Here is a 19,717-nt window from a genome sequence, read left to right on the forward strand (position 1 = left end):
TAGCCGTGAAGGTTAGCGGTAAAAACGTAAACAATATGTAAGCCATTGCTGACAATTTAGCGGTTTTTAATACTTTTTGGTCATTAAAACTGATATTTATATTCCATTTGTATGGATGTGACGCGAAAATAAGGGTTCTGCGTAAGCGTGGTCTTGTTCATTCTTTTCTAAAATATCATTAGATTCAAAATTTCACGGGTGATGGCTTTGAATACGCAACGATCAAATGGGGCTCTTCCCGAGGCTGACGTGCTTGAGTCCGCGCAACGGCAGATTGGGCGCGTCAGTCTGATTGGCGCAGGGCCCGGCGACCCAGATTTATTGACGTTGAAAGCCTACAAGCGGCTACTGAGCGCCCAGGTAGTGCTGTATGACCGTTTGGTAAGCGATGAAATTTTGGCGCTGTTACCCGCCGAAGCGGAGCGTTATTACGTGGGTAAGGCTCGCTCCTCCCACAGCGTACCGCATGGGGAAATCAACCAATCGTTGGTGACTTGGGCTCGACAGGGCAAGCAGGTGATTCGCCTAAAAGGGGGGGATCCGTTCATTTTTGGGCGTGGGGGCGAGGAGCTTGAAACACTGGTGGCAGCGGGTATCCCTGTGGAAGTGGTTCCAGGTATCACGGCGGCGTCCGGCTGCGCTGCGTATGCAGGTATTCCGCTGACCCACCGTGATCACGCGCAGTCTGTCCGCTTCGTGACGGGGCATTTACAGGAAGGAGAGTTTTCGCTGGATTGGGCGACGCTGGCGCAGCCGGGCCAGACGCTGGTGTTTTACATGGGATTAAGCAACTTAGCTTCCATTTGCAACGCCCTGACGGCTCACGGCCTGCCCCCTACCACGCCGCTGGCGTTGATCGAACAAGGCACGACCCAGCAGCAGCGAACCCATGTGGGAACATTGACGTCTTTGCCAGATAGCTTTCAGCGTGGGGAGATCCAACCGCCGGCGTTGCTGATCATTGGTAGCGTCGTCTCTCTTCATCAGACGCTTTCGTGGTTTGAGCGCCACCATGGTGTATCGGCTGGGTTTTCCCAGGGGAAGCATCGCCGTTTGACGAGGGGATAGACGATTGAGCGCTTCGTCGGGTGGCGTTATGACCTGCGCTGTGTATGCTAGTAACGAATAGATTCATAAAGCCACGACCTGATCACCATCTTGCTACCTGTCACTAACGCTGCTGATATAAGCAGCCAAGCGAAAAGAGGGACGCAGCATGTCAGAAGCCAATCACTCCGATTCGAACACGCCTGCTCACAAGCCGGATATGAAAACGCTTTTCCAGGATAACCGTGTGAAGGGTATCGCTGGGATTGCTGCCATTGCCGTGATTTGGGCCATCATGGCGCAATCCAATTCAGGCACCCATCAAGAGCGCGTCGAGACCTTGGAAGGTCAACTGGCGAGTGTCGAGCAAGAAAATACGGAGCTAAGCCAGCGCCTATCGGAAGTCGAACAGGCGGAAGCTGACTTGACCGCTATGCGCGATGAAATGGCGTCGTTGGAGCAGCAGCAGGCAGACGCAGCGGCTAGTCTTGAGTCGGCTCAAGAAGATGTCAGCGGTGTCGAGACCCGTTTGCAAGAGTTAGAGAGCCAGCGCGAGACGCTACAACAGGAAGTCTCGGCACTGGAGGAGCAGCTTGCTAGCGCCGAGAGCGAGCTGCAGAGCTTACGTGAAGAGCGTGATCAAGTCGTTAGTGAGCGTGACGAAGCACAGTCTTCTCTGCAGCAGGTAGAAGAAGCGCGACAAAGTGCGGAAGAGGCGCGTCAGCAGGCAGAGTCTGCCCGTCAGCAAGCAGAAGAGCAGCGCCAACAAGCCGTGGAGGACTTGAGTGCCGCGGAGAGCGAACTTAGTGAACTCGACAGTCAGGTAAGCGATGCCAACGACCGTTTGGCTACGCTCGAAGAGGAAATAGCCACCCAGGAGAGCGAGCTGCAATCCCTCCAAGAAGAGCGCGATAGCGTGATGCGCGAGCGGGATTCGCTGCAGTCTGAGGTGGATTCACTTACCCAACTGCGTGAAGAAGAGCAGCAAAGCCTCGAACAGGTGCGCACCGAAATGGATGACCTCATGGTGGCCCTGGACATCGGCCGCGATGAAGTCGCGAAGGTCGAAAACGATATCGAAGCCCGTCAAGAGCAGCTCGCGCGTCTGGAAACGCAGCTCAGCGAGTGGCGAGACGAGCTGTCGACACTCGATGAGCGCCTCCATGTCGATGACCCAGCCTCGGGGGACGTGCCAAACCTCACGGGCGAGCAGCAAGCTCAGCAAGATGGGGAAGATAGCGCTAGTGGGGCAGAAGGAGAAAACGCTCAGGCGGATGAAGCAGAGAGCCAGCAGAGCGGAAGCTAAGTCGTTAAACCAAAAAATCATTCCTCTGACGCAAGCGGATGCGGGGGTTCCCCGCATCCGCTTCTGTTTGTTGGTTTAGAAATAGGGCGCTGAGGAGTATCATTCACGCCATGTTCACAATCAACAACCCTTGGGAGTGCCATTGATGGATGGTGTAAAGCATATTGTGGCAGTGGCATCCGGCAAAGGTGGCGTTGGTAAGTCCACCGTAACGGTCAACTTAGCGCTGGCGCTATCTGCCCAGGGCTACCGCGTTGGCGTATTGGATGCCGATATTTATGGCCCTAGCCAAGCGCAAATGTTGGGCGTGGAAGAGGGGGTACGTCCCCAGGCGGCGGCAGACAATAAGTTTCTGCCCTTGGAGGCTCACGGCATACAAGCGATGTCGATGGCGTTCATGGTCAACACCCGCGACGCGATGGTATGGCGCGGGCCGATGGTGGTGGGGGCGTTTCAGCAAATGCTCACCCAAACCCAGTGGGATAACCTGGATTTCCTGTTGATCGATATGCCGCCCGGCACGGGAGACATCCAACTGACATTGGCGCAGAAAGTGCCGGTATCCGGCGCCGTCATCGTCACGACGCCTCAGGACATCGCGCTGCTGGATGCCCGTAAAGGCATCGAGATGTTCCGCAAAGTCAACGTGCCGGTGCTGGGCGTGGTGGAGAATATGAGCCTCTACCACTGCGAGAAGTGTGGCCATGAAGCGGCGATTTTCGGCACTGGAGGCGGTGACCGTATCGCTGACGAATACGACACGACCGTGTTGGGCCGTTTGCCGCTGACGCTATCGATTCGCGAATTGGCAGATTCCGGGCGGCCCAGCGTGGTGTCCGAGCCCGATGGCGCTGTGAGTCGCATCTTTGCCGAGATTGCCAGCCAAGTGGCGCAGTCCGTCAGCGCTAGCCAAAGCGACGGCCCTACGATTTCTTTTAGCGAGTGATGAAGTAACCGATGAGCATTAAATCAGACAAATGGATTCGCCGAATGGCGCAAAGCGATGCCATGATCGAGCCGTTCGAGGCAGAGCAGGTGCGCTATGTGAACGACCAGCGGGTGATCTCCTATGGTACCTCCAGCTACGGTTACGACGTGCGCTGTGCCGATGAGTTCAAGGTGTTTACCAATATCCATTCGGCCATCGTCGACCCCAAAGCGTTCGATGACAAAAGCTTTGTCGACGTGAAGGGCGACGTTTGCATCATCCCGCCGAACTCGTTCGCCCTAGCGCGGACGGTTGAGTACTTTCGCATTCCGCGCAATGTGCTGACCATTTGTCTGGGTAAATCCACCTATGCACGTTGCGGCATCATCGTCAATGTGACGCCGCTGGAGCCCGAGTGGGAGGGGCACGTGACGCTGGAGTTCTCCAACACCACGAATCTACCCGCAAAAATCTATGCCCATGAAGGGGTCGCTCAGATGCTGTTCCTGGAGTCTGATGAGGTGTGCGAGATCTCTTATAAAGATCGGGGGGGTAAGTACATGGGGCAGCGTGGCGTGACACTACCGCGTACCTGACACACCATTTTTCTCCTGCTACAAAAAGCCTTGCCGCATCACTGTGGCAAGGCTTTTTTGGCACTGACAATGGAAACTTAGGCGTTGCCGCTTTCTTCGTCCAGCTCTTCGGCAGCATCGGCATGGGAGAGGCGCATGCCATACGGCGGAAGCGGGTGGCCGTCCATCGTGGCCCCGTCGGCAGCGTACTGTAGGCGTCCCTCAAGAAACCACTGCACCGCAATGGGGAAGATCAGATGCTCCCGGGCGTGCACCTTCTCCTTAAGGGTCTCGACGGTGTCGTCGGCGCTTACCTGTAGCTCGGCTTGTAGAACGACCGGCCCCCCATCCAGCTCTTCGGTAACGAAGTGGACGCTACAGCCATGATGAGAAACGCCGTCAGCCAGTGCGCGCGCGTGGGTATTCAAACCCTGATACGCGGGCAGTAGGGAGGGATGGATGTTGAGCATCCGTCCGAGAAAACGCTGTACGAAACGTGGCGTGAGAATGCGCATGAAGCCAGCAAGGACGATGACATCCGGCTCATGGCGTTCGATCACTTTGATCAGTGCGCCATCGTAAGCATCACGACTATCGTACTCGCGATGCGGTAGCGCGACTGCTTCGATACCGGCTTCATGGGCGCGTTTCAACCCGTAGGCATCGGGTTCATTGGAAATGACGGCGACAATTTCACCGCCCAACCTGTCGTGCTGCTGGGCCTCGATGAGTGCCTGAAGATTGCTGCCACTGCCAGAAATCAGTACTACCACTCGGCGAGCGCCCATGGGCTCAGGCGTCATGCCGTTGAGGGTGTCGCTGCTGTCGTCCGTACTATTCATTCCTGCGAACCTGCTTGACCGCGCTCGAGCACTACCGCCTCTTTCTGGCGCTGAACGATCTGGCCGATCGTGTAGACAGTCTCGCCCTGTGCTTCCAGATGCGCTTTGGCGTTGGCAGCTTGTTCGGCGGGAACGACCACGACCATACCAATTCCGCAGTTCAGGACACGGTGCATTTCAGTCTCGTTGACGTTGCCCTTGGCCTGAAGCCAGTTGAATACCTCTGGCCGCTGCCAGCTAGTGAGATCGATGCGTGCGGCCAGGGTGTCTGGCAATACACGGGGAATGTTCTCCAGCAGGCCGCCGCCAGTGATATGAGAAAGCGCATGAACCGGGATGTCGGTGCCCCGCATCATCGATAGCAGTGACTTCACGTAGATACGCGTGGGTGCCATCAGTGCATCGCCCAGCGGCTGGCCATCGATGCTCTCCTCCAAGGAAGCATTGCTGACTTCTAGGATTTTGCGGATCAACGAATAGCCGTTGGAGTGTGGACCAGAAGACGCCAAGCCAAGCAGCACATCACCTTCAGCCACGTTGCTGCCGTCGAGAATCTCGGACTTCTCCACGACGCCCACGCAGAAACCGGCCAAGTCGTAATCGCTGCCTTCGTACATGCCCGGCATTTCAGCCGTTTCACCGCCGACCAGTGCGCAGCCGGCCAGCTCGCAGCCAGCGCCGATACCGGTCACGACATCGGCAGCGATGTCGACATCCAATTTGCCTGTGGCATAGTAATCGAGGAATAGCAGCGGCTCGGCACCGGCGACGATCAGGTCATTGACACACATGGCTACCAGGTCGATGCCAATGGTGTCATGCTTGCCAAGATCCATGGCCAGGCGCAGCTTGGTGCCGACACCGTCGGTGCCGGAGACGAGCACCGGCTGCCGATAGCCAGCAGGTAGCTCGCACAGGGCACCAAAACCGCCAAGACCACCCATCACTTCAGGGCGTGACGTGCGCTTGGCAACGTGCTTGATGCGATCGACAAGAGCGTTGCCGGCATCGATATCGACACCTGCGTCTTTGTAGCTCAGAGAGGGCGTAGCCTGGGAGGAAGAAGTCTCGGTCATGACAGGTCCTGTGAAGCCTATGCAATGCTGCAGTGCGATTGTGCTGGCAAATAGCCAGTGCCGGAGCAATAACGGTGGGCGATTGTATCACCCAGCGACGTAAGTCGCATCGATGTGGCGCGTTATCAGGTGCGTCGCGAGCAACTTTTGTTACTATTCGAGCACTACCGCTGACCGTATATCCAGGAAGGAGCAGGGAATGAGGCATTCATGGTGGGGGATCGCGCTGGTCGTTGCGCTGGTGGGAACGGTGTATTTTCTCGATGCCGTTCTGATGCCCTTTATCGCAGGGTTGATTTTGGCCTACTTGGCTGACCCGTTGACGGATTTCTTTCAGCGTTTGGGCATGCGGCGAGTCTGGGCAGTGAGCAGCGTTTTTTTGGTGCTGATGCTCGTACTGGCGGTGAGCCTGCTGGTCCTCATTCCACTCGTCGTTCAGCAGATCAAGCAGTTAGGGGAAGCGTTGCCGGGCGTACTCAGTTGGGTAGAGGGCGTGCTGGCGCCTCAAGTTCAGGAGTGGACAGGGTACGATCTTGCCACCGAGCTTAGCAATGTGCGCGAGACTCTCATCGACAACTGGCGGGATGCGGGTAGTTACGTGGCTCAAGCATTGGGCCATATCGGTCGTTCGGGCATGGCGTTCGTCTCTTGGGTGACGTATGTCGCGCTCATTCCGGTGGTGACGTTTTACCTGCTGCTGGATTGGGACCGAATGCTCGACAACCTGGGAAATTTGGTGCCTAGGCAGTGGGCAGACGATACGTTTCGTTTAGCGCGCCGCTGCGATGAGGTGTTGGCTTCGTTTTTGCGCGGCCAGCTGCTCGTCATGCTGTGCTTGGGCATTATTTACGCTGCTGGATTGACGCTGTTAGGGCTGAATTTCGGGTTGCTGATTGGCGCGCTTTCTGGGCTCGTTAGCATCGTTCCCTTTTTGGGCTTCATCGTCGGTCTAGCGATCGCGTTGGTAGTGGCGCTGTTTCAGTTCGATACCTGGTGGGCGGTGCTCGGCGTCATCGTTGTCTTTGGTTTGGGTCAAGTCGCCGAAAGCGTCGTGCTGCAACCGAAGCTATTAGGCGATAAGATTGGTTTGCACCCGGTGGCGGTCATTTTTGCGGTGCTCGCGGGCGGGCATTTGTTCGGACTCACGGGCGTGCTATTGGCGCTACCCGCAGCGGCGGTGATCATGGTGCTGCTGCGCGAGGTGAAAGATCGCTATAAAAACAGTGCACTCTATGACGCACAGCTAGACGCTCCAGAACAGCACAAACAGCATGAAGCGCTGCAGGGCGACGACAATAGGGAGTCATCATGAGCCGATTACCGGCACAGCTGCCGCTTGGGGTGGGGCTGCGCGACGATGCGACGTTCGATAACTATTATGCTTCTCGCGCCAATGCGTCGTTGGTCGACCACCTTGCTCATCAGCTAACGCCTGGCTCAGAGCCGTTTCTCTATGTGTGGGGTGCCCCAGGCAGCGGCCGTAGTCACTTACTGCAAGCCGCCTGCCATGCGGCTTCCGACCAAGACAAGCGTGCCCTCTATTTGCCACTTGCGGACCTAGGCCATTTTCCACCGCTTATGTTGGAGGATATCGAGCGGCTCGATCTGGTAGCCATCGATGATTTGGAATACGTCATTGGGCGCAAACGCTGGGAAGAGGCGTTATTTCACGCGTTCAATCGTTTGCGGGACGCGGGCAAAGCGCTGTTGATCGCGGCCAACAAGCCGCCGCGCCATTTGGAGGTAGTGCTGCCGGATTTGGCGTCTCGACTGGCTTGGGGAGTCACCTTCCATCTTCACCCGTTGGACGATAATGACCGTTTGGCGGCGCTAAAGCTACGTGCCCAGGTCCGTGGCATGCAGTTGCCGGATGACGTAGGGCGCTACATCATGCACCGTGGGCCGAGGGAGTTGGGCGAGCTCTGTCGAGCTTTGGACACCTTGGATCAGGCATCATTATCAGCAAAGCGGAAATTAACGATCCCTTTCGTAAAGTCGGCGCTCGATTGGTAAAACGCCCCTGCCAGTGGGCTGGCAGGGGCGTGACGAGACTGATCAAATGATCAACGCTGAATGCGTTAGGCGGTCTTGCTCATTTTAGTCGCGGCCGCTTGTGCCTGCTTCACATTCTCTTCTGTCAATTTCTGACTCTTCTGCAAGAAATCCTGCTGTAATGATACGACCTTGTCGGTATCGCCTTTGACACGCTCGGCCAGTTCTTTAGCCACTTTCTGCTGACCTTCCATGTAGCTACGCAGGCCGTCGACATCTTTGACACTCAGCAGCTGACGCATCTGCGCGACGCCGGTGTCGACATACGCTTTGTTAGCGTCTAGCTGAGCGTTTATCAGCTTTTCAGAGTAGTCGATGCTCAGATTCATGTAGGCACGTGCCGGTGCCATGAACAGGTTGTCGAACTGCTGGGTCATTTCGTTGGTATTTAACGTACGCATCATTAACTCTCCTATGCCATTACGAGCGTCTGGGGCTGCTAAGCTGAGCCCAGGACGATTCATTGATCAGCGTCGGCGGGTTAGATCGCGCACCGTCACTGATGGGTTATCTTGCATTGCAGCATAGCAAGTGTTTTTGTGCAGTGCAACATCAGAGGCGCAATGAATTTTTGACCGCGCGTGCCGCGCTGATATGGGCAAACGGTTGAACGAACAGTGGGTTTACCAAGAGGGGCTCGAACACTAGTCTAAAAGCTACAGAGAATCGTTATCACATGGCGGTGTGGATAGTCCGTGTCGCCGATGACTCACAAGGAGTGCAACATGGAAACACGTATCGAGCGGGATAGTATGGGCGAGTTGAAGGTTCCAGGCACGGCGCTTTATGGGGCACAAACGCAGCGTGCTATCAATAATTTTCCCGTGTCGGGCACGCCGATGCCGGAGGCCTTCGTTCATGCGGTTGCTCGTATTAAGCTGGCAGCGGCGCGCAGTAATCATCAGTTAGGGTTATTGGATGCCGAGCGTGCCCAGGCGATCGAAAAAGCCGCACAAGCGGTGATCGATGGCCAGCATGATGAGCATTTTCCTATCGACGTTTTCCAAACGGGGTCGGGTACGTCGACCAATATGAATGTGAACGAGGTGTTAGCGACGCTGGCCAGCCGAGAGGGCGTTGACGTCACACCTAACGATCACGTCAATATGGGGCAATCCAGTAACGATGTCATTCCCACGGCGATCCACCTGTCAGCGGCTATCGCGGTGAACGAGTCACTGCGCCCTGCGTTAACCGAACTCAAGGCAACGATCGACCGCCGTGCCAATGAGTTGAGTCATATCGTCAAAACCGGCCGTACCCACTTGATGGACGCCATGCCGCTTCGCATGGATCAAGAGCTAGGCGCGTGGTCTAGCCAGGTGGGTCAAGCCATCGAGCGGTTCGATAGTGCCATGACGCGACTATGCCGCCTTGCCCAGGGTGGCACCGCTGTGGGCACGGGGATCAATGCGCCGGAGGGATTTGCTGACTTGATGGCCAAAGACCTAAGCCAGCAAACAGGTCTCTCATTTGTACCTAACGATAGTTTCTTTGCCAGCTTGGCATCGCAAGATGCCGCGGTAGAGCTTTCCGGTCAGTTGAAGGGGTTGGCATGCGTCGTAATGAAGATCGCCAACGATCTGCGCTGGATGAACTCTGGGCCGCTAGCGGGGCTGGGTGAAATCGAATTGGAAGCATTGCAGCCGGGAAGTTCGATCATGCCCGGCAAGGTCAATCCCGTCATCCCTGAGTCGGCGGCGCAAGCGGCCGCTCAAGTGATTGGATTGGATGCTGCTATTACGGTGGCCGGACAAAGCGGCAATTTTCAGCTCAACGTCATGTTGCCACTCGTGGCCTCGAACCTGTTGACCTCGATTACATTGATGAGCAGTACCGCCACCTTGCTGGGTGAGCGCGCCATCGCCACCTTCACAGTCCGTGAAGACAATCTCCAAGGCCCGCTGGCGCGTAACCCCATCCTCGTCACCGCGCTCAACAGTGTGATTGGCTACAACGCGGCCGCTGCGATTGCCAAAAAGGCTTACCAAGCGGGGAGGCCCATCATCGATGTGGCGGAAGAAGAGACGGAGTTGGATCGAGCTACGTTGGAGCGGCTGCTCGATCCTACGGTACTGACGAAGGGCGGGGTGCCAGAGTAGCGAAGCGCCTTGACGCAGGGCAAGGCGGCTACGTCTTTTGGCGTTCCGTTTTGCCCTTTTGAATGGTCTCGCTGGCTTCTTGGCGCTCCTCTTGACTCGCTTCTGGATTGTCATGCTCATCTTGCCGTGAGGGGCGATAACAGAGCGTCGCGAGGATCGGGAAGTGGTCGGATCCGAAGGCGTCCAAGCGCTGCATACTGTCTAGCGTGAAGTGCTCACTGACGAATACGTGATCTAGTGGCCAGCGCAGAAACGGATAGTTTGCATGAAACGTGCTAAACATTCCTCGCCCGCGGCGCGGGTCGAGCATGCCACTGATCCGGCAAAACCGACGTGTCGTGCGTGACCAAGCGACGTCGTTGAGATCGCCCGCAACGAGCGTAGGCGATGGGTTCTGGTGAATTTCCTTGCCTACCAAGAGTAGCTCGGCGTCTCGCCAAAGCGATTTTTCACTCTCGCTGGGGGCGGGAGGGCGTGGATGCAGCGCATAGAAACGGATCTGATCGCCGCTCGCTAGGGTGACATAGGTATGGATAGAGGGGATGTCATCCTGAATCAACCATTTTACTTCCGTCTCGCTGAGCGTCAGTCGAGAGTACAAGTGCATGCCGTAAAGGTTGTCGAGGGGAATTTTTACGCTGTTTGGCCAGGCTTTTGAGAGAGCAGTATCCAACTGACGCTGCCACCACTGGTCGGATTCCAGCGTCAACACCATATCGGGCTGGTGCTGCTCTATCATGCTGATCAGCTTATCCGCTTGACGGTTTGGTGTGAGCACGTTAGCGATCAGTAACGTGATTTTCTGCTCATCCGGCGCCTTGCGGGTCGATTGAACCTGTACGGGCCAAAGTCGTGTCCAGGGAAAGATGTAGCGCAGTTGGAGCATGCAGGTGAGTAGCGACAACCCTATCGTGGCAGTCTGCCATCGGCTGGGGGGCAAGAGGAGTGCGCCAACGGCGGCGCAGAGCCCAGCGAGCACCGCGATTTGTAGTCGTGGAAACTCGAAACTTCGCACCCACCACCAACGTAGCCTTATTCGCGCGATGAGGGTGGATAATAGTAGTAAACCGGCGATGCATCCTAGCAAAGGCCCTAACAAAACCTATCTCCTTATCCGTAAGCGATCATGATTGATCTATGTGCAGCTTAGCCGGTAGGTTTGATAAGTGTCGATGTAATTTGCGGGAGCGGGTAGGGTAAGGCACTAAAGTAGGCAAAGGCGCAAAAATGACTTGCAATTCAGCCATGAAGCCGTAGAATACGCATCCGTTGCACAGCAGGACCATAGCTCAGTTGGTTAGAGCGCCACGTTGACATCGTGGAGGTCGGCGGTTCAAATCCGCCTGGTCCTACCAAATCTATCCGTGCACTTTTTTTCTAGGACCATAGCTCAGTTGGTTAGAGCGCCACGTTGACATCGTGGAGGTCGGCGGTTCAAATCCGCCTGGTCCTACCAGACAGTCACAAAAAAGCCCTGCTCATCGAGCGGGGCTTTTTTGTGTGCGCCTGTTTTATCGTTTGGCGTCTTGCATCATATGAAGCGAGGAAGGTCTGTTTGCCGTACGAAAGTCGCCACCAGCGCCTCGATGCCCGCCTGATCTTCTTGGCTAAAGCGCGCGTGCTGCGGGCTGTCGATATCCAGTACACCCCATACGACACCATCGCTCACGATAGGAACGACCAGCTCGGAACGTGAATCGGCGTCGCAGGCGATGTGGTCGGCCACCGCGTGTACGTCATCGACACGTTGCGTTGCCTGTTCACGGGCCGCTGCTCCACAAACACCTTTGCTAAATGGAATGGGGTGGCAGGCGGGTTTGCCCTGAAACGGCCCGAGGCACAGCAGTTGCGGTTCGCGCTGCAGATAAAAGCCAACCCAGTTTAGCGTCTCTAGCGCTTGCTGAATGAAAGCGCAGGTTTGGGCGCTGTTGGTCAGCCAGTCGCGAGTGTCTAACAAAGCTTCTAGCTGACGGTTGAGTAGGGTGTAATCGGTGGTCGACATACCATTTCCTTGATGAAAAACGCATCAGGCCAGCCTTTCGGCTGGCCTGATAATGAATCATGAACGGGTGAGAGTTACTCGTCAGTCCAGCCTGGTACCGCCGCACCTTTGAACAGCTCGTCGGCTTTCTCGATCACTTCCTCACGCTGATAGGCGTCGACCAACTGGCGAATTTCTTCGCGATCTTCATCGCCACCGCGAACCGCAATCAGGTTGACGTAGGGAGACTCAGGGCCTTCCTTGATCAGCGCATCGTCCAGGCTCAGGCCAGCCGGCTGGGCGAAGGTGTTGTTGATGAAAGCCATGTCGACATCCGGCAGGACACGGGGCAACTGCGCTGCTTCGATTTCACGGAAGCGGAAGCCGCGCGGATTTTCTGCGATATCGATCGGCGTGGCTTCCAGGAAGGTCGGATCGTTGAGCGTGATCAAACCTTCGTTATGCATCAAAATGAGCGCACGCCCTTCGTTGGAAGGGTCGTTGGGTAGCGCGATTTGGGCACCGTCCGGCAGCTCATCGATGCTGTCGTACTTTTCAGAATACGCGCCGATGGGGTACACGAAGGTGTAACCAGCAATGGCAAAATCGTAGCCACGGTCATTGACCATCGCCTGCATGTAGGGCTCGTGCTGGTAGGCGTTGGCATCCAGGCTGCCATCGGCCAGCGCCGCGTTCGGTGTGACGTAGTCGGTGAACTCGATGATTTCGACGTTCAGGTCGTACTCTTCTTTGGCAATGCGCGCGGCCACTTCCATGACTTCGGTTTCGGGGCCGGCGACGGTGCCCATTTTGATGGTACGGGTTTCCGCATTGGCCACGTTGATGGCCAGAGCCAGTGCGGTCAGGCTGCCGATAATGACTTTTTGCATGGCATTACTCCAGTGTCGTTGTGCATCGTGTTGCAATGATGCGGGAATAAGAAACGCAAGTCTAATGCGTTTTTGTTATATTTAGCTATGCCAATGAAAGAGGCTGGCTATGACTATTTACGGTCGCTTTTGCGCACCAAGTAGTCGCCCAGGCTTTGAAACCCTTGTACCAGTACGACTAGGATCACCACGGTGATCAGCATGATCGTGGGGTTGAAGCGGTTGTAGCCGTAGCGAATGCCTAGGTCGCCTAGTCCGCCGCCGCCCACGGCGCCCGCCATGGCCGAGTAACTCACTAAGGTGACCAGCGTGATGGTGAGGCCCGTGATGATGCCGCCGCGCGCTTCGGGAATCAGTACCTTGGTAATGATTTGCCAAGGTGTTGCCCCCATGGCTTGCGCAGACTCGATCAGTCCCGGAGAGATCTCATTCAGCGCGCCCTCGATAAGGCGGGCCACGAAGGGAATAGCGGCAATCGTCAGCGGTACCGACGCGGCATTGATGCCGATGGAAGTGCCCACCAACATGCGAGTGAAGGGAATGATGGCGACCATCAAAATGATGAACGGAATCGAACGCCCGATGTTGGTGATGATGCCCAGTGCCTGGTTGAGAATGGGCATCGCCATGATTTGCCGCGGGCGGGTCACGTAAAGCATGACGCCCAGCGGCAGGCCCAATAGGGTGGCAATCACACCCGATACGGCCACCATGTAAAGGGTATCCAGCGTGGCCTGTAAAATGAGATCAAACATTGCGCTGGACATGACCAAGTACCTCCACCTGTAGTTGATGCGCTTCTAAATAGGACATGGCTTGTTGGGTTTGCTCATGGCTGCCCAGTAGCTCGGCAATCATTAGGCCCAGCGTGCGGTCTTGTATGGACTCGACTTTGGCCTGCAGGATGCTGACGTCCACGCTGCACTCCCGCGCCAGACGAGAAATGAGCGGTGTTGAAACGGCGTCACCCGAGAACGTTAGCCGCACCACCGGGTGCGTGTGTTCATTAGGGCGCTCTTCCAGGCGCTCCAGTAGCTCTTTCGGGGGGCTGAGTTGTAAGAAGTCGTTCAAAAAGTCGCGACCAAGCTGCGTTGCAGGCGCGGTAAAGAAGTCGCCCACTTCCGCGTCCTCTACCAGCTTGCCATCAGAGATCAGGCTGACCCGGTGGCAGATCGATTTCACCACTTCCATTTCGTGGGTAATGAGCAGGATGGTGATGCCCAGTTGGTGATTGATGTCGCGCAGCAGCTCGAGAATCGAGCTAGTGGTCTGTGGGTCCAGCGCCGAGGTCGCTTCATCGCACAGCAGCACATGCGGTTTGCTGGCAAGGGCGCGGGCAATGGCAACACGCTGTTTCTGGCCGCCGGAGAGCTGGGCGGGGTACTGCTTCGCTTTATCGGCAAGGCCTACCATCTCGAGCAGCGGAAGAACGCGGTTTTTGATCGCGCTGCGCTTTTCACCCATCAGTTCCAAGGGGAGGGCGACATTATCAAAAACGGTGCGTGTGGTGAGTAGGTTGAAGTGTTGAAAAATCATGCCGATACGATGACGAGCATGATTCAGTTCGCTGCGGCTCAGCCCGGTCATCTCTTGCCCATCCACGACCACGCTGCCGCTCGTGGGGCGCTCGAGTAGATTGACGCAGCGGATGAGGGTGGATTTGCCAGCGCCGGAAAGGCCAATGACACCGTGAATCGTGCCTTTGGGGATCGTTAAATCGACGTTTTGAAGGGCATGCACGGCACCATCGCCGCTGCCATAAGTTTTACTAACGTTGCTAAGTTCAATCATAGCGTCTGCCTTAATGGTAGGCCGAAGACGGAGTGCGAGGGGGCAAGCGTAGGGCGGGGAACAAAAAAAGGCCACCCTTGCGGGTGGCCATCAACGCTGGACACACCCTTTTAGCTGCACTTCACCCCGCCAAAGGCCAGGTGGACGCCCGCAATCTGGGTACAAATCGGCGTCATTACATTTGCGGCGAAAGTCTAAAGAGCGATGGGGGCGTTGTCAACGGAAAGCGTTCTATTTCATGTTTTTAAGTTTTTAAACAGATCTATTTTCTTTTTTTGGTTGTTTTTTTGGGTTTTTATTGCTGTTGAGTAAAGGTATGGCGGGGTGTTAGCAGCAAAAAAACATGATCGATCAAGCGTGGGTGCTGCCTGGCTGCACAAGGTTGGGTCATTAGTAGTAAGCTTACGCAAGTTTTTATGGCCTATGCCACCCTGCTCACCTGTAAAGAAAGGAAGGGATCATGTTCACGGGTATCGTTCAAGGTACTGCTGAGATTGTCGAAGTGCGCGAGCTAGAGGAGTTCCGCACCCATGTGGTTGCCTTGTCAGAAGAGCTTAGGAGCGGTTTGGAAATTGGCGCGTCCGTCGCGCATAACGGTGTGTGCCTGACGGTGACGGCCATCGAGGGCGAGCGTGTCAGTTTCGACCTGATGCGAGAAACGCTGCGACTGACCAATCTTGGTGCAATTACCCCGGGGCAATGCGTCAACATAGAGCGTGCGGCCCGCTTCGGTGATGAGATTGGCGGTCACTCTATGTCCGGTCACATCATTTGTATGGCGCAGATCGTCGCCATCGAAGAGGCGCCCAATAATCGCCGTATCTGGTTCGCACTACCGGAAAAGGCCGCTAAATTCGTTTTTGAGAAAGGCTACATTGGCGTTGACGGCATCAGCCTCACCGTGGGTGCCGTGCGGCCATCGGCGGATGGGGCGGGGGTCGAGTTCAGTGTTAATCTGATCCCCGAGACACTATCCCGTACGGTATTGGGCAGCCGCTCGATGGGCGATTGGGTCAATATCGAGATCGATCCGCAAACACAGGTCATCGTGGAAACGGTGGAGCGGGTATTGGCGAGCCGGTCCTTTTAGCAATTTGAGGGTATTGCTTTGGGCTTTTGTTGACCGATCGGTTAGCTGATGGCCTAAAGTTTGCTAAACAGTAAGTGAGGGAACGTGCCCTCGATCAACGGCTGCATGTACGGCACTCGCATCACGCGGTGCCTTTCGGTAGTATGTGCGGCTTTTCTCGCACCAAGGGACGCATTCGGCGTAAGCGCGAAGGATAAAAACTACATGAAACTTCTGGACAACTACTTCAAGCTCACAGAGCAGAAGACCAACCTCAAGACGGAAGTGATCGCAGGGGTCACGACGTTCTTAACCATGGCCTACATCATTTTCGTCAACCCGAGCATTCTGTCGGAAGCGGGGATGGATTACGGCGCTGTCTTTGTAGCAACCTGTCTAGCGGCGGCCATCGGCTGTTTCGTGATGGGCCTGTGGGCTAACTACCCCATTGCTCAAGCGCCGGGCATGGGGTTGAACGCCTTCTTCACCTACGGTGTGGTGCTGGGCATGGGGTATACCTGGGAAGCGGCGCTAGGGGCCGTCTTCTTCTCGGGTTTGACGTTCTTCCTGCTGAGTATTTTCAAAATTCGCGAGTGGATCATCAACTCCATTCCGCTCTCGTTGCGCCTGGGGATTGCCGCCGGTATCGGTCTGTTCCTTGCGATGATTGCCCTCAAGAATGCGGGTATCGTGGTCGCTAATCCGGCTACGTTCGTGTCGCTCGGCGACTTGTCAGAGCCAGCGCCGCTGTATGCCTTGCTGGGCTTTTTCGTGATTACTGCCTTGGCCTATTTGCGCGTCACGGGCGCGGTCATGATCGGGATCATCGGGGTGACCGTGCTGGCCATGGTGCTGGGGCATAACCAGTATGGTGGCATCATGTCCATGCCGCCTTCCATTGCGCCGACGTTCATGGCCATGGACCTGATGGGAGCGCTGGATGTCGCCATGCTCAGCGTCATTTTTGCGTTCCTATTCGTCGATTTGTTCGATACGTCCGGCACGCTGGTGGGGGTTGCTCACCGTGGCAAGCTACTGGATGAAAACGGTAAGCTGCCACGTATCGGGCGTGCCATGATGGCCGATAGTACTGCGTCGATGGCCGGTGCCGCGCTGGGTACCTCCACCACCACCAGCTACATCGAATCCACGGCGGGCATCGTCTCCGGTGGGCGTACTGGGTTGACGGCGGTCGTGGTCGGCCTACTGTTTTTGATCAGCCTGTTTTTCGCGCCGCTGGCTGGCTCTATCCCCGCCTATGCGACAGCCGGTGCGCTTCTTTATGTCGCTGTGCTGATGGCGGGAAGCTTGGCGCATGCGAATTGGGAAGATCCCACCGACGCGGCCCCGGTCCTGATCGCGGCGATTGCCATGCCGCTGACCTTCTCCATTGCGGAAGGTATTGCCCTGGGTTTCATCAGCTACGTGGCGATCAAAACGCTGTCGGGCCGCTTCGCGGATCTCAACCCGGCGGTGGTGGTGTTAGCGCTGCTATTTGCAGCAAAGTTTCTATTCATGGGCTAACTGCCCAATCTTCGACTAATCAATGAGAGACGCGATGAGCATCTACGGCGATTACATTAAGTCCGTTATTCGCACGGTTCCTGACTGGCCAGAGCAGGGGGTGAATTTTCGTGATATTACCCCCTTGCTGCAAAACAGCGCTGCTTTTCGTAAGCTGATCGACAGTTTCGTGCACCGCTACCAGGAAATGAATCTGGATGCCATCGCGGCCATCGACGCCCGTGGCTTCATTATTGGTGCACCGCTGGCGTACGAGCTGGGCTGCAGCTTCGTTCCCGTGCGTAAGAAGGGCAAACTGCCGTTCAAAACCATTAGTGAAACCTACACGCTGGAGTATGGCCATTCGGAAGTCGAGCTCCATGCCGATGCGTTTCAGGAAGGGGATCGGATTTTGCTCATGGATGATCTGATCGCGACGGGGGGAACGATGCTGGCAGCGGCTAACTTGATTCAGCGCTGCGGTGGCCACGTCGTGGAGACGGCAACGATTATCGATCTACCCGAATTGGGTGGTTCTCAGAAGATTCGCGATGCGGGCTACAGCGTCTTCGCGGTCTGTTCCTTCAACGAAGACGAGTAACGTCCCATGAGCAGCGAACGCTATCATCAACACTTCACCGTCTCTTGGGACCAAATTCATCGCGACGTGCGCCAGCTCTGCCATCTGCTCATCGAGCGAGACTTCAAAGGCATCGTAGCGATTACCCGTGGCGGCTTGATTCCGGCGGCGCTGATTGCCCGCGAGCTGAACATTCGCCTGATCGATACCGTGTGCATCAAGAGCTACGATCACATGGAGCAGGGCGGGTTGGATATCATGAAAGGGGTCGACCATGATGGCGATGGCTGGCTGTTGGTCGACGATCTCGTCGATACCGGTAAAACGGCCCGTGCCGTGCGTGAAATGTTGCCTAAAGCACATTTTGTCACGATTTACGCCAAACCAGAGGGACGCCCTTTGGTGGATCAATATCTGACAGAAGTGGCTCAACAGTGCTGGATCCAATTCCCTTGGGATATGGGCATTGCCTACGTCGAGCCACTCGCCGATCAAATGAAGAAGTGATATGGCTAACCCGTTACCCGATGATTGGAGCCATTGGCTAGGGCAGGAGTTTCAGGCGGAATACATGTCCGCTTTGAAGGCGTTTTTGGCCGACGAAAAGGCGGCCAAGAAAGTTATCTATCCGCATTCGTCGAATTGGTTTCGTGCCTTTGAATTAACGCCTCTCGCGTCGGTAAAGGTTGTGATTTTGGGTCAAGACCCTTACCACGGGCCTAATCAAGCGCACGGGCTTTGCTTTTCGGTGCAGCCGGGTGTCCCGGTGCCCCCATCGCTTGTCAACATCTACAAGGAGTTGGCGAGTGACGTTGGCTTTACGCCGGTGCAGCACGGTTTTTTGGAGGCGTGGGCCAAGCAGGGGGTATTGCTATTGAACACGGCGCTGACGGTCGAGCAGGGCAATGCCGCGTCGCATCGTGGTAAAGGCTGGGAGCTCTTCACCGATCAAGCTATTGAGACCGTCAGTCGTCATGCCGAGCCCAGCGTATTTCTTCTTTGGGGGAGTCACGCGCGGCAGAAAAAGGCGCTGATCGATACCTCTCGCCATTTGGTGCTGGAATCACCGCATCCTTCCCCACTGTCGGCGCACCGTGGCTTTTTTGGCAATCGTCATTTTTCCAAAGCTAACCAGTTCTTGGAAGCGCAGGGGCGCTCGCCCATTGATTGGCAATTACCGGAAACCCCTTAACCTCATGGTCAGTTGCGGGTAGAATGTCGCGCAATTTGTAAGCATGTCGATGGTGGCTCAGCAGGCTGCCATCTTGAATCCCCTGCAGTGAGGAAGTCCCATGAGTGTCTACGCCATTAACCATCCGCTTGTTCAACATAAGCTGGGACTAATGCGCGAAGCTGATTTGAGCACTAAAAGCTTTCGTGAACTGGCAGGTGAAGTGGCTAAACTCCTGACCTACGAAGCGACCAAGGGTCTGGAGCTCGAAGATCATGAGATTCAAGGCTGGAACGGTGAGCCTATAGCGACACGTCGCTTGAAAGGCAAAAAGGTGACCATCGTTCCGATTCTGCGGGCGGGCTTAGGTATGTTGGAAGGCGTGACAGACCTTATTCCTAGCGCGCGGGTCAGTGTCGTTGGCCTGTATCGCGATGAAGAGACGCTGCAGCCGGTGCCGTATTTTGCAAAATTCGCCAACGACATCGAAGAGCGTATGGCGATTGTGATCGACCCGATGCTGGCAACCGGTGGTTCGATGGTGGCTACGTTGGACATGCTGCGTGAGCGTGGCTGTGAACACATGAAAGTCATCGTATTGGTGGCTGCCCCTGAAGGGATTAAACGGGTGCAAGATGCGTATCCCGATGTAGAAATTTACACTGCCTCGGTGGATGACCGACTCGATGAGAATGGCTACATCGTCCCCGGCTTGGGAGATGCCGGCGACAAAATTTTCGGAACGCGCTGAGCGCTCCGTCTCAAAACGCCCCTTACGCTTTGCGTTAGGGGCATTTTTTTGCC

Annotated in this window: 21 protein-coding genes and 2 tRNA genes; 15 read left to right on the top strand and 8 right to left on the bottom strand. The window is 56.0% G+C overall.

Annotated features, from left to right (window positions below; all coding sequences use genetic code 11):
- The first annotated feature begins 249 nt into the window (after positions 1–249).
- The 4 genes from cobA (at position 250) to dcd (ending at position 3,877) form a co-directional block, all read left to right on the top strand.
- A complete protein-coding gene (cobA, locus tag GYM47_RS07720; protein ID WP_231125660.1) occupies positions 250–1,068 on the top strand; it encodes a uroporphyrinogen-III C-methyltransferase in 819 nt (272 codons plus the stop codon).
- Between the two features lie 148 nt (positions 1,069–1,216).
- A complete protein-coding gene (locus GYM47_RS07725) occupies positions 1,217–2,353 on the top strand; it encodes a coiled-coil domain-containing protein (protein WP_153843891.1) in 1,137 nt (378 codons plus the stop codon).
- 145 nt (positions 2,354–2,498) lie between these two features.
- Positions 2,499–3,299 (top strand): iron-sulfur cluster carrier protein ApbC, encoded by an 801-nt coding sequence (gene apbC / locus GYM47_RS07730; RefSeq protein ID WP_139528067.1) that lies wholly within the window; start codon positions 2,499–2,501, stop codon positions 3,297–3,299.
- Between the two features lie 11 nt (positions 3,300–3,310).
- Entirely contained in the window at positions 3,311–3,877 is a 567-nt protein-coding gene (gene dcd / locus GYM47_RS07735; protein ID WP_153843890.1) for a dCTP deaminase, read from the top strand.
- Between the two features lie 77 nt (positions 3,878–3,954).
- Here dcd and purN read toward each other — a convergent pair whose 3' ends face one another.
- Together purN and purM are read right to left on the bottom strand one after the other, a co-directional pair.
- Complete coding sequence (purN, locus tag GYM47_RS07740) at positions 3,955–4,698, bottom strand: phosphoribosylglycinamide formyltransferase (RefSeq protein WP_139528065.1); 744 nt, start codon at positions 4,696–4,698, stop codon at positions 3,955–3,957.
- On the bottom strand, positions 4,695–5,774 hold the full coding sequence (gene purM, locus GYM47_RS07745) for a phosphoribosylformylglycinamidine cyclo-ligase (RefSeq protein ID WP_139528064.1): 1,080 nt from the start codon (positions 5,772–5,774) through the stop codon (positions 4,695–4,697). Before purM ends, purN begins: the two co-directional genes overlap by 4 nt.
- A 199-nt stretch (positions 5,775–5,973) precedes the next feature.
- Here purM and GYM47_RS07750 point away from each other — a divergent pair, with 199 nt between their 5' ends.
- The gene (locus tag GYM47_RS07750) at positions 5,974–7,086 is read left to right on the top strand and encodes an AI-2E family transporter (protein ID WP_139528063.1); all 1,113 of its coding nucleotides are present in this window, start codon (positions 5,974–5,976) and stop codon (positions 7,084–7,086) included.
- The gene (hda, locus tag GYM47_RS07755; protein WP_139528062.1) at positions 7,083–7,787 is read left to right on the top strand and encodes a DnaA regulatory inactivator Hda; all 705 of its coding nucleotides are present in this window, start codon (positions 7,083–7,085) and stop codon (positions 7,785–7,787) included. The genes GYM47_RS07750 and hda overlap by 4 nt, the downstream gene beginning before the upstream one ends.
- A gap of 65 nt (positions 7,788–7,852) precedes the next feature.
- Here hda and GYM47_RS07760 read toward each other — a convergent pair whose 3' ends face one another.
- Positions 7,853–8,227 carry a phasin family protein gene (locus GYM47_RS07760; RefSeq protein WP_153843917.1) on the bottom strand — a complete coding sequence of 125 codons (375 nt, stop codon included), beginning with the start codon at positions 8,225–8,227 and terminating at the stop codon, positions 7,853–7,855.
- 324 nt (positions 8,228–8,551) lie between these two features.
- On the opposite strand from GYM47_RS07760, the gene GYM47_RS07765 reads away from it, so the two are divergent.
- Positions 8,552–9,928, top strand: coding sequence for a class II fumarate hydratase (locus GYM47_RS07765; RefSeq protein WP_153843889.1), 1,377 nt, complete (start codon positions 8,552–8,554; stop codon positions 9,926–9,928).
- Positions 9,929–9,956: 28 nt separating this feature from the next.
- Here the strand turns inward: GYM47_RS07765 and GYM47_RS07770 are convergent, their stop codons facing one another.
- A complete protein-coding gene (locus GYM47_RS07770) occupies positions 9,957–11,027 on the bottom strand; it encodes an endonuclease/exonuclease/phosphatase family protein (protein ID WP_139528060.1) in 1,071 nt (356 codons plus the stop codon).
- Between the two features lie 179 nt (positions 11,028–11,206).
- On the opposite strand from GYM47_RS07770, the gene GYM47_RS07775 reads away from it, so the two are divergent.
- Together GYM47_RS07775 and GYM47_RS07780 are read left to right on the top strand one after the other, a co-directional pair.
- Positions 11,207–11,283 (top strand) — tRNA-Val (locus GYM47_RS07775).
- 24 nt (positions 11,284–11,307) lie between these two features.
- Positions 11,308–11,384, top strand: a tRNA-Val gene (locus GYM47_RS07780).
- A gap of 75 nt (positions 11,385–11,459) precedes the next feature.
- Here GYM47_RS07780 and GYM47_RS07785 read toward each other — a convergent pair.
- The 4 genes from GYM47_RS07785 to GYM47_RS07800 all read right to left on the bottom strand — a co-directional run bounded on the left by GYM47_RS07785 (position 11,460) and on the right by GYM47_RS07800 (position 14,590).
- On the bottom strand, positions 11,460–11,930 hold the full coding sequence (locus GYM47_RS07785; RefSeq protein ID WP_153843888.1) for a GAF domain-containing protein: 471 nt from the start codon (positions 11,928–11,930) through the stop codon (positions 11,460–11,462).
- 74 nt (positions 11,931–12,004) lie between these two features.
- Positions 12,005–12,799, bottom strand: a complete 795-nt coding sequence (locus GYM47_RS07790; protein ID WP_139528058.1) for a MetQ/NlpA family ABC transporter substrate-binding protein — start codon at positions 12,797–12,799, stop codon at positions 12,005–12,007.
- A gap of 113 nt (positions 12,800–12,912) precedes the next feature.
- Positions 12,913–13,566 carry a methionine ABC transporter permease gene (locus GYM47_RS07795; RefSeq protein WP_153843887.1) on the bottom strand — a complete coding sequence of 218 codons (654 nt, stop codon included), beginning with the start codon at positions 13,564–13,566 and terminating at the stop codon, positions 12,913–12,915.
- Positions 13,547–14,590 carry a methionine ABC transporter ATP-binding protein gene (locus GYM47_RS07800; RefSeq protein ID WP_153843886.1) on the bottom strand — a complete coding sequence of 348 codons (1,044 nt, stop codon included), beginning with the start codon at positions 14,588–14,590 and terminating at the stop codon, positions 13,547–13,549. The genes GYM47_RS07795 and GYM47_RS07800 overlap by 20 nt, the downstream gene beginning before the upstream one ends.
- A 460-nt stretch (positions 14,591–15,050) precedes the next feature.
- On the opposite strand from GYM47_RS07800, the gene GYM47_RS07805 reads away from it, so the two are divergent.
- The 6 genes from GYM47_RS07805 to upp all read left to right on the top strand — a co-directional run bounded on the left by GYM47_RS07805 (position 15,051) and on the right by upp (position 19,664).
- A complete protein-coding gene (locus GYM47_RS07805) occupies positions 15,051–15,680 on the top strand; it encodes a riboflavin synthase subunit alpha (RefSeq protein ID WP_153843885.1) in 630 nt (209 codons plus the stop codon).
- A gap of 204 nt (positions 15,681–15,884) precedes the next feature.
- On the top strand, positions 15,885–17,183 hold the full coding sequence (locus tag GYM47_RS07810; RefSeq protein WP_139528054.1) for an NCS2 family permease: 1,299 nt from the start codon (positions 15,885–15,887) through the stop codon (positions 17,181–17,183).
- 34 nt (positions 17,184–17,217) lie between these two features.
- Positions 17,218–17,763, top strand: coding sequence for an adenine phosphoribosyltransferase (locus GYM47_RS07815; protein ID WP_139528053.1), 546 nt, complete (start codon positions 17,218–17,220; stop codon positions 17,761–17,763).
- A 6-nt stretch (positions 17,764–17,769) separates the two neighbouring features.
- Positions 17,770–18,249: a xanthine phosphoribosyltransferase gene (gene gpt, locus GYM47_RS07820; protein WP_139528052.1), complete on the top strand. Its 480-nt coding sequence runs from the start codon at positions 17,770–17,772 to the stop codon at positions 18,247–18,249.
- A gap of 1 nt (position 18,250) precedes the next feature.
- A complete protein-coding gene (ung, locus tag GYM47_RS07825) occupies positions 18,251–18,934 on the top strand; it encodes a uracil-DNA glycosylase (protein ID WP_153843884.1) in 684 nt (227 codons plus the stop codon).
- A 100-nt stretch (positions 18,935–19,034) separates the two neighbouring features.
- Positions 19,035–19,664 carry a uracil phosphoribosyltransferase gene (upp, locus tag GYM47_RS07830; RefSeq protein WP_044628300.1) on the top strand — a complete coding sequence of 210 codons (630 nt, stop codon included), beginning with the start codon at positions 19,035–19,037 and terminating at the stop codon, positions 19,662–19,664.
- The last annotated feature ends 53 nt before the right edge of the window (positions 19,665–19,717 follow it).

It is taken from the genome of Vreelandella piezotolerans (assembly GCF_012427705.1).
In the GTDB taxonomy this organism is placed as follows: Bacteria; Pseudomonadota; Gammaproteobacteria; order Pseudomonadales; family Halomonadaceae; genus Vreelandella; species Vreelandella piezotolerans.

Bases quoted from the DNA above. Each gene is read 5' to 3' on its own strand.
- GYM47_RS07795 (WP_153843887.1), bottom strand. From the start codon at position 13,566: ATGTCCAGCGCAATGTTTGATCTCATTTTACAGGCCACGCTGGATACC.
- GYM47_RS07725 (WP_153843891.1), top strand. From the start codon at position 1,217: ATGTCAGAAGCCAATCACTCCGATTCGAACACGCCTGCTCACAAGCCG.
- ung (WP_153843884.1), top strand. From the start codon at position 18,251: ATGGCTAACCCGTTACCCGATGATTGGAGCCATTGGCTAGGGCAGGAG.
- purM (WP_139528064.1), bottom strand. From the start codon at position 5,774: ATGACCGAGACTTCTTCCTCCCAGGCTACGCCCTCTCTGAGCTACAAA.
- dcd (WP_153843890.1), top strand. From the start codon at position 3,311: ATGAGCATTAAATCAGACAAATGGATTCGCCGAATGGCGCAAAGCGAT.
- GYM47_RS07800 (WP_153843886.1), bottom strand. From the start codon at position 14,590: ATGATTGAACTTAGCAACGTTAGTAAAACTTATGGCAGCGGCGATGGT.
- GYM47_RS07750 (WP_139528063.1), top strand. From the start codon at position 5,974: ATGAGGCATTCATGGTGGGGGATCGCGCTGGTCGTTGCGCTGGTGGGA.
- GYM47_RS07815 (WP_139528053.1), top strand. From the start codon at position 17,218: ATGAGCATCTACGGCGATTACATTAAGTCCGTTATTCGCACGGTTCCT.
- GYM47_RS07805 (WP_153843885.1), top strand. From the start codon at position 15,051: ATGTTCACGGGTATCGTTCAAGGTACTGCTGAGATTGTCGAAGTGCGC.
- apbC (WP_139528067.1), top strand. From the start codon at position 2,499: ATGGATGGTGTAAAGCATATTGTGGCAGTGGCATCCGGCAAAGGTGGC.
- GYM47_RS07760 (WP_153843917.1), bottom strand. From the start codon at position 8,227: ATGCGTACGTTAAATACCAACGAAATGACCCAGCAGTTCGACAACCTG.
- hda (WP_139528062.1), top strand. From the start codon at position 7,083: ATGAGCCGATTACCGGCACAGCTGCCGCTTGGGGTGGGGCTGCGCGAC.
- purN (WP_139528065.1), bottom strand. From the start codon at position 4,698: ATGAATAGTACGGACGACAGCAGCGACACCCTCAACGGCATGACGCCT.
- GYM47_RS07785 (WP_153843888.1), bottom strand. From the start codon at position 11,930: ATGTCGACCACCGATTACACCCTACTCAACCGTCAGCTAGAAGCTTTG.
- GYM47_RS07810 (WP_139528054.1), top strand. From the start codon at position 15,885: ATGAAACTTCTGGACAACTACTTCAAGCTCACAGAGCAGAAGACCAAC.
- GYM47_RS07765 (WP_153843889.1), top strand. From the start codon at position 8,552: ATGGAAACACGTATCGAGCGGGATAGTATGGGCGAGTTGAAGGTTCCA.
- gpt (WP_139528052.1), top strand. From the start codon at position 17,770: ATGAGCAGCGAACGCTATCATCAACACTTCACCGTCTCTTGGGACCAA.
- upp (WP_044628300.1), top strand. From the start codon at position 19,035: ATGAGTGTCTACGCCATTAACCATCCGCTTGTTCAACATAAGCTGGGA.
- GYM47_RS07790 (WP_139528058.1), bottom strand. From the start codon at position 12,799: ATGCAAAAAGTCATTATCGGCAGCCTGACCGCACTGGCTCTGGCCATC.